The 8943-nt window shown below is 49.8% G+C and carries 8 protein-coding genes; 3 read left to right on the top strand and 5 right to left on the bottom strand.

Annotated elements, in window-relative coordinates; translation table 11 throughout:
• Positions 1-266 precede the first annotated feature (266 nt).
• Positions 267-2087 carry a sodium:solute symporter family protein gene (locus tag Q0991_RS09745; protein WP_299487844.1) on the bottom strand — a complete coding sequence of 607 codons (1821 nt, stop codon included), beginning with the start codon at positions 2085-2087 and terminating at the stop codon, positions 267-269.
• 405 nt (positions 2088-2492) lie between these two features.
• Here Q0991_RS09745 and Q0991_RS09740 point away from each other — a divergent pair, with 405 nt between their 5' ends.
• Positions 2493-2942, top strand: a complete 450-nt coding sequence (locus tag Q0991_RS09740) for a hypothetical protein (protein WP_299487842.1) — start codon at positions 2493-2495, stop codon at positions 2940-2942.
• Between the two features lie 41 nt (positions 2943-2983).
• On the opposite strand, the gene Q0991_RS09735 is transcribed toward Q0991_RS09740, so the two are convergent.
• The 4 genes from Q0991_RS09735 to raiA form a co-directional block, all read right to left on the bottom strand.
• Positions 2984-3445 carry a hypothetical protein gene (locus Q0991_RS09735; protein WP_366524937.1) on the bottom strand — a complete coding sequence of 154 codons (462 nt, stop codon included), beginning with the start codon at positions 3443-3445 and terminating at the stop codon, positions 2984-2986.
• 2 nt (positions 3446-3447) lie between these two features.
• The gene (ilvB, locus tag Q0991_RS09730) at positions 3448-5253 is read right to left on the bottom strand and encodes a biosynthetic-type acetolactate synthase large subunit (RefSeq protein ID WP_299487839.1); all 1806 of its coding nucleotides are present in this window, start codon (positions 5251-5253) and stop codon (positions 3448-3450) included.
• A 145-nt stretch (positions 5254-5398) separates the two neighbouring features.
• A complete protein-coding gene (locus tag Q0991_RS09725; protein WP_299487838.1) occupies positions 5399-6688 on the bottom strand; it encodes an MFS transporter in 1290 nt (429 codons plus the stop codon).
• Positions 6689-6904: 216 nt separating this feature from the next.
• Complete coding sequence (raiA, locus tag Q0991_RS09720) at positions 6905-7528, bottom strand: ribosome-associated translation inhibitor RaiA (RefSeq protein ID WP_299487837.1); 624 nt, start codon at positions 7526-7528, stop codon at positions 6905-6907.
• Between the two features lie 147 nt (positions 7529-7675).
• Between raiA and lipB the strand changes: the two genes are divergently transcribed.
• Positions 7676-8404, top strand: a complete 729-nt coding sequence (lipB, locus tag Q0991_RS09715) for a lipoyl(octanoyl) transferase LipB (protein WP_299487836.1) — start codon at positions 7676-7678, stop codon at positions 8402-8404.
• 49 nt (positions 8405-8453) lie between these two features.
• Positions 8454-8918: a molybdenum cofactor biosynthesis protein MoaE gene (locus Q0991_RS09710; protein ID WP_012163515.1), complete on the top strand. Its 465-nt coding sequence runs from the start codon at positions 8454-8456 to the stop codon at positions 8916-8918.
• Positions 8919-8943: the final 25 nt, after the last annotated feature.

Raw genomic sequence — 8943 nt, 5'->3', positions numbered from 1 at the left:
TTGAATATATCTTGATATCAATTTTGATTCATTAATCATAGATTAAAGTTTCCTGAATCCTGCTGATCATTGAAGAGCAGCGGGTTGAACTGGGCATATCCCGAGGTTGAGGGATAGGCTCGGTAAAATTGAGATAGGCTATCTTGGACAGATTTATGCAGCCCGTCCTGGAACGGTTATGAGTTTTGTGATGGTCATCTTGGAGTCTGAATTACGCCCAAAGATCCCCTACAGGGCCAGCAGCCTTGATCACAATCAAGACTTGACTACTGCATGGGTAGCTCAGTGCCTGGTCTGGCCATCGGTGGCGCTTGAGACTTATTGAGTTGACGGAGCCACATCCAACCGATCACTGCAATGACCAACGAAACCCAACCTGTGATGGATTGCAGTAATAGAAAACCACCCACGGCGAACATTGCACCAAAGAGGAGCAGAATCGCCGCACAGACTCTTAATAGATCTTTTCTCAAATCTTGCAGCGGGGGGAGGCCCGTTTGTTTTCGCTGACGTTTCCAACCTGGACCGCCAGGGCGTACCTTTGTATAAAATTTGTTGAGTGTTTCATCTGACTCGGGTGGCGTTAATAGCATCACTGAGATCCAAATAATGGCGGTGAGCCCGGTAATGACCATTAGCTTGATGCCATTGTCCTCAATTTTGATGATCGGAAAAACACTGGTCCCTAACCCAATAAAGAAGCCTCCTAGCATGGCGGCCAACTCTGCCGATGCGTTAATGCGCCACCAATACCAACGCAAAATGAGTACGAGGCCTGGCCCAGTTCCAATAGCAATTACGAGGCCAAAGACCTGTTTGATACTGCTGAAGTTGAACGCTGCGATCGCACCTAAAACCGTAATCAAAACGGATGCGATACGTCCTGCCAACACTAATTCAGACTGTGTTGCATCGGCACGAAAGAAGCGGTTATAGAGATCATTGACAAGGTAAGAGGCCCCCCAATTGATTAAGGTTGAAACCGTACTCATAAACGCCGCCAGCAGTGAAGCAACGGTTAGTCCAAGCAAAGCAGGGGGCAAAAAATCAAGCATCATTTTGGGGTAGCCTAGCTCTCGATCCACCTCACCTGCTGCATTCAAGAGCTCGGAGTCTGGATAAATGACTAAAGCCGCTAAGGCCACGATAATCCAAGGCCAGGTCCGCACCACATAGTTCAAGATATTAAAAAACCATGCCGATTTTTCAGCGTCTTCTTCGGTTTTAGCTGCCGCCAATCGTTGGATAAATTCTCCACCACCATCGCTGCGGCGAAAAGCCCACCATTGAACAAAAACATAGGCTAAAAATGTACTGAGTGTGATGCCGGCAGCATCACTCCACTGCACGAAAGAATTGCCTCCAAAATCAAGGGGGACAAAGCTGAGGACATCCTGCGACGTGCTTGCTTGCACCTGTTGAATCAGTTCGTTCATGCCGCCGATATGGTTAATGGCGATGGCCGCTACCACTACAGCGCCAGCTAACCCAAAGAAAAATTGGAAAAAGTCAGTGATCACCACTCCCCACAAGCCAGACAATCCTGCATAAATGAGGACAAAGACGCTAATACCAATCACGCTCCAAATTTTCAGATTGTCACCCGGATTTACCCCAACACTCTGCCATAGTTCCAAAGCATCAATCGCCTTGACCATCGCCAGCATTGCGTAGCCAATACCAATACAGTTGATGGGCACTGCAAACAAAAACGCTTTGGTCGCCCGCAACGTAGCAGCCATATTGCCCCCATAGCGCGCTTCAATCAGTTCTGCATCGGTGATGATCTCAGAACGACGCCACAGTCGGGCAAAGATGTAGATCATAATAATGTGGGCAATACCAAAACTCCACCATTGCCAATTCCCGGCAATACCACCGCTAGCAACCACACCTGCAATATAGAGCGGCGTATCAATGGAGAAGGTAGTGGCAGCCATACTGGTCCCAGCCAGCCACCAAGGTAAAGAACGACCCGATACGAAAAAATCAGCTAGGCTACCTGATGCTTTTCGAGACAAGTAGATGCCCATGAAAAGGGTAAACACCAAGTAGGCCGCGACAATAATCCAATCAAAAAGCTGCATAAGTGATGGGGGATACAATTTTGTCTGCCGTCATCATGCCATAGACTGGTCCAATCACAGGATGTTCCACCCAACGCATGCCTGTGGATTGACATCCCTGGCAAGTGTTCGAATCAAACCTCCAAGGGCAAACGCATATTCCGCACATCGATAGGCTGACCTTTACAGTTCACCAGCGCAGAAAAAAGGGTGTCCCTTAAAGACCTGACAGTGTTTGCTTTTGTGGGGTGATAGACATCACGGTTTTGCAGGTTCACTATCACCCGTGATGCGGACACTGATCACAGTCCCCCGATTGATAAATGCATCATAATACTTGCATTTAAGACTGAAGTTCCCAGGAGTACACATCCTGATGGGGCCTTCCAGTCTTCTAATTTCTTTTGCTGCCATCAGAGGTTGATCATGACTTCCCCCCAAAACGTTGAGAACAATCCCCAATTTGAACGATATGGTGCGGGGGCAGCACTCCAACTCACGGAAGAGATATCCTGCCATCCGACTTATCGACGGCCTCGCAAACAGCGATTTGGCCTGACTCCTATGGGGGTGATTGCGTTGCTCGGTAAGGCCTTAGGACATATCGCTCATGGCCAAATGCCCTGGTGGGTTGCGATCGCAAGTTGGTTTGTCTATGGCATCCCCTTTGGACTCATAGTGGCTCCCAGTCTCCAAGGTCAAATCACTGCCACTGGGCAGCAGCTTGCCAAGGCGATCCATCATCCTCTATCCGGGACAGAATGGTTTGTCTTGCTGATGATGAGTGTAATCACCTTGTTTTCCATCTTGGTTTGTGGTGCCATTCTGAGTGTTTTAGTCAGAGGGACGCTGTTCAAATTGAGACGACAGAAGTAATGTCGGCATCAGGGCGTTTTCAGGGCACTCAACCAACAACACTAAGCAATATCTATGGGCGGCGAGGGTTGACTTTGACTTAGGGCTGCCTGAACTAACTGTTGGAGTTCCAGGCGAGTGAGCTCTTCCCCCTTATCCAGATCGCCTACAACCTCCAAAAAAAGAATGCTATCGACAGGATCTAAGGCCAATAACTGAAATAGCAACGGAATCACAGGCACGGGCAATGCCACCAATTCTGCGGACCGACTTGACCGAGTGGCATCTTGCAAATTGGCGAACGCATAGACCACGGTTTTCTCTAATCCGGGCCGCTGCCGATGCTGCAAGGTCGTTAACTGCCAATTCCCCTGCAAATTTTGCAAAATATAGTACTGCTCAAACTTCAAACGCTGCTCAGCCAGGTTTTGTAGCAAGGGGGCAATGATCCGAATGGCAGTAGGCATCCCCCCGTCTTGCGGAGCTTCATCAATCAGTGCTTGCACCTGCTCCTGCAAATCCATGCTCACAATTTTGTCCCACATTCAGGGCAAAAGCGGTTTGTCGATGTGTTTTTGGCCCCGCAGTTACTGCAATAAATCAGCTCTGCCGCCTTTTCCAGCTTTTTTTGATCGGGTAATCCCAACATTTGAGCATTGCTCTTACCCGGTGCCACCATCGGATAGCAGTTTTCATCCCGAGTCACTTGAGCGTCCAAGAGATAAGGACCATCGAACGCTAACATATCTGAGATCGCACCTTCTAGGTCATCACGTTCGCGTAAAATGCCGCCTTTAACCCCAAACGCCGCCGCCAATTTCTCGAAATTGGGCATTCCTGCTTCCATATTGGAATTGGAATAGCGTTCGCCAAAAAAGGCTTGCTGCCACTGGCGTACCATTCCCTGCCAGAAATTGTTGATGATCACTGTTTTGACCTTGATGCCGTACTGGGCCAAGGTTGCCAATTCCTGCAAATTCATTTGGAAGCTGGCATCGCCACTGATGCAAATCACTTGGTGATCCGGCATTGCCACCTGCACCCCCATCGCTGCCGGTAAACCATAGCCCATCGTCCCCAGGCCGCCACTCGTCACCCACTGGCGAGGACCATTTTTCAAAAACTGGGCTGCCCACATTTGATGTTGACCCACATCCGTTGTGTAGTAGGCATAAGGAGCCTGTCGTTGTAACTCAACGATCACTTCTTGGGGCGATAACTTCTCTGCAGGTCTGGGCACCACCAACGGATAATCTCGCTGCCAGCGCTCAATCCGCGAACGCCAGTCTTGGGTCTGGACTGGATTAGAAGCGGACTGCTTTGCTATTTTGAGCAGTTCGACCAAGACGGGCTTGACACTACCCACAATCGGAACCGTAGGCGCACGGTTTTTGCCCACCTCCGCCGGGTCAATATCGATATGAATCACTTTTGCTCTAGAGGCAAATTCGTCTAGTTTGCCCGTGACCCGATCATCAAAGCGGGCACCCACGGCAATCAGCAGATCACACTCACTAACGGCAAAGTTAGCATAGGCAGTACCATGCATCCCTAACATGCCCACGGATAAGGGATGGGCCTCATCAAAGGCACCTTTGCCCATCAATGTGGTGGTCACGGGAATCTGGAACCACTCCGCCAGTTCCTTCAGCTCAGCATGGGCACCGGAGGAAATCGCACCACCCCCCACGTACATCAGGGGGGACTTTGCTTGCCGAATCAGTTCAAGCGCTTGCTTAATCTGGCGGGGATTACCTTTGACCGTCGGTCGATAGCCTTTTAAGCTAACTGTGCCAGGCTGCACAGGCACATAGTCAAATTCCTGTAGACCGACATCCTTCGGTACATCAATTAAAACCGGACCGGGCCGTCCTGTGCCCGCAATATGGAAGGCTTCCGCGACCACCCGAGCCATATCAGCCGGATCACGGACAACATAGGAATGCTTGACCAACGGTAAGGTGATACCGAAAATATCCGTTTCCTGAAAGGCGTCACTGCCAATGGCGGGTCGCTGCACTTGCCCCGTAATCACCACCATTGGAATCGAATCCATATGAGCCGTGGCAATCCCGGTGACCAAATTGGTCGCCCCTGGACCAGAAGTGCCGAAGCAAACGCCCACTTGCCCGGTGGCTCGAGCATAGCCATCAGCAGCATGGGAAGCCCCTTGCTCATGGCGGACCAGAATATGCTGCAAGTCACCACGCTGTTCTGCCCGATAGACTTCGTCATAAATCGGCAAAATCGCACCACCGGGATAGCCAAAAATATGTTTGACGCCGTGATTTTTGAGACTATCGATTAACGCAAAAGCTCCGGTTGCACGCACAGGAGAACCTCACATTCAGATCCAATGGCTAATAGGGTGTTTATCGTCCGTTTAAGAAGTGAAAATCTTTATAGATCTATATAGTTTAAGCGGAGTGACTTCAACCTGTCGAGAGAAATTGCAGAAGAGTTTACAACCTGTGGCGTTAAATCACATCTTGGAGAACCTTTCGGGTACTGCGCCAAACCAAGAAACCCGCCACCACGACCGTGATCCCCATGGCAATCAATACGCGTCGCAGCCCCAAAACGTCCGCCAAAATACCTGCAACTGCCAAGGGCACGCTCAAGGCAATATTAACGACATTGTTTTGGAAGCCAAATACTTTACCGCGCATATCCGGCGGCGTTTTGACCTGAATCAGGGTTTGCATCGGCACCCCAATCATGGCCGCTCCCATTCCCAGAAACATGCTCAAGCTCAAACTCAAAGCAATGCTGAGGTCAATCCCCAACCAGTCTTTATGGATAAAGGAGAACAGTACTAGGACGACCCCCATGCTGATAAAACCAAACAGGGGTAATGGTAAATGATGAAATCGATCACCCCATTGACCGAGCACACCTGCCCCGATTACGAGGCCAACCCCAGCCGCTGCCAAAAGGAAGCCAAACTGACTGGGTTTATCAAAACCCACTTTTTCTGCTAGGCCAATCGATAGAACCGACAGGGCTGCGAACACACAGTACAGCATCGTCAGCTGCACCATGGCATTACTAATCAAACGATTTTTACGCAGGTAGGCAAAGCCTAATTTGAGGTCGCTAAACGGATGTAAGGCCACGGCTTCATGGTGCTTTTTCTCTCGCAAGGGCAGCATAATCCCTAAAACAATGGCTGACAACACATACAGCCCACCCACTAAAAATTCGCGGCCATTGACCCCCCCCCAACTTTGCGACCAGCTCAGTAAGGGATCGCCCACCGCAAATCCTACGACTAAGGACCCCATCATTGTCGTCGTAAACAGGGCATTGGCAGGCATTAGGTTGCGCGGCTTTACCAACACCGGAATGGCTGCCTGCTCGGCGGGGGCAAAGAACTGGGTCAAGATCGACTCCAAAAATGCCACCGTCAGCAAGAGCGGAAAGAAGGGCAGGGACTTGGGTAAGACAATAATCACCAGGGTTAGCAGGCCCCGCATCAAGGTTGTGGTCCATAAAATCTGCTTTTTGGACCATCGATCGACAAAAATTCCGGCTGCTGATCCAAAAAATACCGCTGGCAAGGTATTGGCAATCATCACCGATGACCGCATGGAGTTCTCAATGTTCTCCGGGGGAGCATAAGCGCCCACTAGGGTAATCAGCAGTACAAAAAAAAATTTGTCGGCTAACTGCGAAATAATTTGCCCAGCCCACAGCACCACAAAGGCCCGATTATCCATCAGGGAACGAAATCCACCGTTAGAGGGTTGGGGGTCAGAAGTCTGCATAAATCCGCATTGTGATGTAGTCAGTTGGAATGCGAGGGAGTGTACTCATAGACTGCCCAATCCCAGGGCAAGACGCAACTCAAGCAACCGCAATATTGTACTCAAAGAGGGGACTTTGCCGAAATTGTCCTCTCAATCTGAACCATCAAGAGTTGTCCACAAATAGCACTAAACCCCTGGCAGTGCAGGGGTTTAGTACATCAAACTTAAAAAACGCTATGCGGTTTGAAAATCAGCTTGTTTCACATGACCATTGCTATTGGGATTCCCTTGGCGAGGCTGAATGACGCCATACCCCCCATGATTCCGCTCGTAAATCACGTTCAATTGTCCCGTATCGGCGTTCTCAAACACATAGAAATCATGATCTACCAGTTCCAACTGTTCCAGGGCTTCCTGAATGGACATGGGGGAAATGGCAAAGTATTTGCACCGCACGACTTCTGCTGGCAATTCAGGGGTGCGATCGCTTGTTAAATCCCCAATCAGTGGCTGTTCTTCCACAGTCTGACGAGCGGCTTTAGAACGATGAGCACTTTTAGTTTGCCGCTTTTCTTTGTACTTACGGAGCTGACGCGCAATTTTATCGGCCACTAGGTCGATGCTGGCGTATAAATTTTCTGAGCTTTCCTCTGCTCGAATGACGGAACCATTTACAAATAGGGTGACTTCTGCAGTCTGCTTAGTGGTTATTCTAGGATTGCGAGCAACCGACAAATGGACATCGATTTCGGTGGTTAAATTCTGATAATGATTGGCAGCCTTCTCTATCTTTTGGTGGACATATTCACGAATGGCATCGGTGATCTCAATATTCTTGCCGTGAATAACAAGCTTCATAGGGTTGCCTCCCCTAATGGTCAGTGTTAACCTCACCCTAACACTTTGTTTTCTGCAAGGGGGGGCTGTTCTACCGTGTCTTCAACTTGCTTTGCATCCCGTGATAATTCTTAAATGCTATCGTCATAGGATTACTCGGAAATACCCTTGATTTCATCTCACCAATCGGTTAAGGATTCGGACTCATCTCTCCCTAAACGTCCCTGTTGGCTGTACCAACTGGGTCTGGTGGACTACCAAAAAGCGTGGGATTGGCAGCGGCAACTGGTGTGCGATCGCATTCACAATCCTCAACTTCCCGATACATTACTCCTGTTAGAGCATCCCCCGGTCTATACCCTGGGACAGGGTGCAAGTTTAGACTTTCTTAAATTCAATCCTGACCAATCAGACTTTGCCCTGCACCGGATCGAACGCGGAGGAGAAGTCACTTATCACTGTCCGGGTCAACTCATCGGCTATCCCATTCTCAATCTCAAGCACCATCAAACTGACCTGCACTGGTATCTACGGCAGCTAGAAGAAGTAATCATTCGTACCCTGGGCATTTACGGACTAAAAGCAGAGCGTATTCCGGGCCTTACAGGCGTCTGGCTAGACCAGTGCAAAGTCGCAGCCATCGGCATTAAGGTCAGTCGCTGGATTACCATGCACGGCTTTTCTCTCAATATCAACCCCGATCTGTCTGGCTTTGACCAGATCATTCCCTGTGGTATCCATAATCGGGCCGTCGGCAGCTTAGAGCAGTTTATTCCCAACCTAGACAGTGCTGAGGTCACTGCCACACTGCTGCATCAGTTTTCCCGGGTGTTCGATCTAGATTTGAGACGAGAGGGCCCTGAACCTTTTACCTGTCATCCTTCGTCGCTTGATTAAGTCATTACGATAATCCGTCATGATAGAGAAGCAGTGCCCTTCTCCCGCCATGACTTCCTCTGTTGCTTCTACAGACGATCACTTTCTGATTACATTTGCTCCCCTGAGCGTCGAGGAAGTGTATCATCAAGCCGATCATCCCCATAACGGCGCTGTGGTCGTCATGAGTGGCACCGTTCGTGACCAAACGGACGGTAAAGCCGTACTCTCCCTGGAATATCAAGCCTATGAACCCATGGCCCTTAAAGTTTTCCAGAGCATTGCCCAGGATATTCGTCAGCGCTGGCCAGAGGTCAACCGGATTGCTATCCATCACCGCACGGGTCATCTCAAAATTAGCGAGATTAGCGTCCTCGTTGCCGTGGGCTGTCCCCATCGAGCTGAAGCCTTCACCGCCTGTCAATACGCCATCGACACCCTCAAGCACAATGCCCCCATCTGGAAAAAAGAGCACTGGGCCGACGGTTCGAGTAGCTGGGTCAATATTGGGGCCTGTGAACAGGAAAACGCTTAGGCTTAGTTTCCCTGCATTTGTTCTT

The organism is Acaryochloris sp. IP29b_bin.137, from assembly GCF_028285745.1.
GTDB lineage: Bacteria > Cyanobacteriota > Cyanobacteriia > Thermosynechococcales > Thermosynechococcaceae > Acaryochloris.
This window is presented reverse-complemented; position numbering and strand designations above follow the sequence as displayed.

Excerpts from the sequence above, each read along its gene's own strand:
- raiA (WP_299487837.1), bottom strand. The coding sequence starts at position 7,528 with ATGAAGCTTGTTATTCACGGCAAGAATATTGAGATCACCGATGCCATT.
- Q0991_RS09725 (WP_299487838.1), bottom strand. The coding sequence starts at position 6,688 with ATGCAGACTTCTGACCCCCAACCCTCTAACGGTGGATTTCGTTCCCTG.
- Q0991_RS09745 (WP_299487844.1), bottom strand. The coding sequence starts at position 2,087 with ATGCAGCTTTTTGATTGGATTATTGTCGCGGCCTACTTGGTGTTTACC.
- Q0991_RS09740 (WP_299487842.1), top strand. The coding sequence starts at position 2,493 with ATGACTTCCCCCCAAAACGTTGAGAACAATCCCCAATTTGAACGATAT.
- Q0991_RS09735 (WP_366524937.1), bottom strand. The coding sequence starts at position 3,445 with ATGGATTTGCAGGAGCAGGTGCAAGCACTGATTGATGAAGCTCCGCAA.
- Q0991_RS09710 (WP_012163515.1), top strand. The coding sequence starts at position 8,454 with ATGACTTCCTCTGTTGCTTCTACAGACGATCACTTTCTGATTACATTT.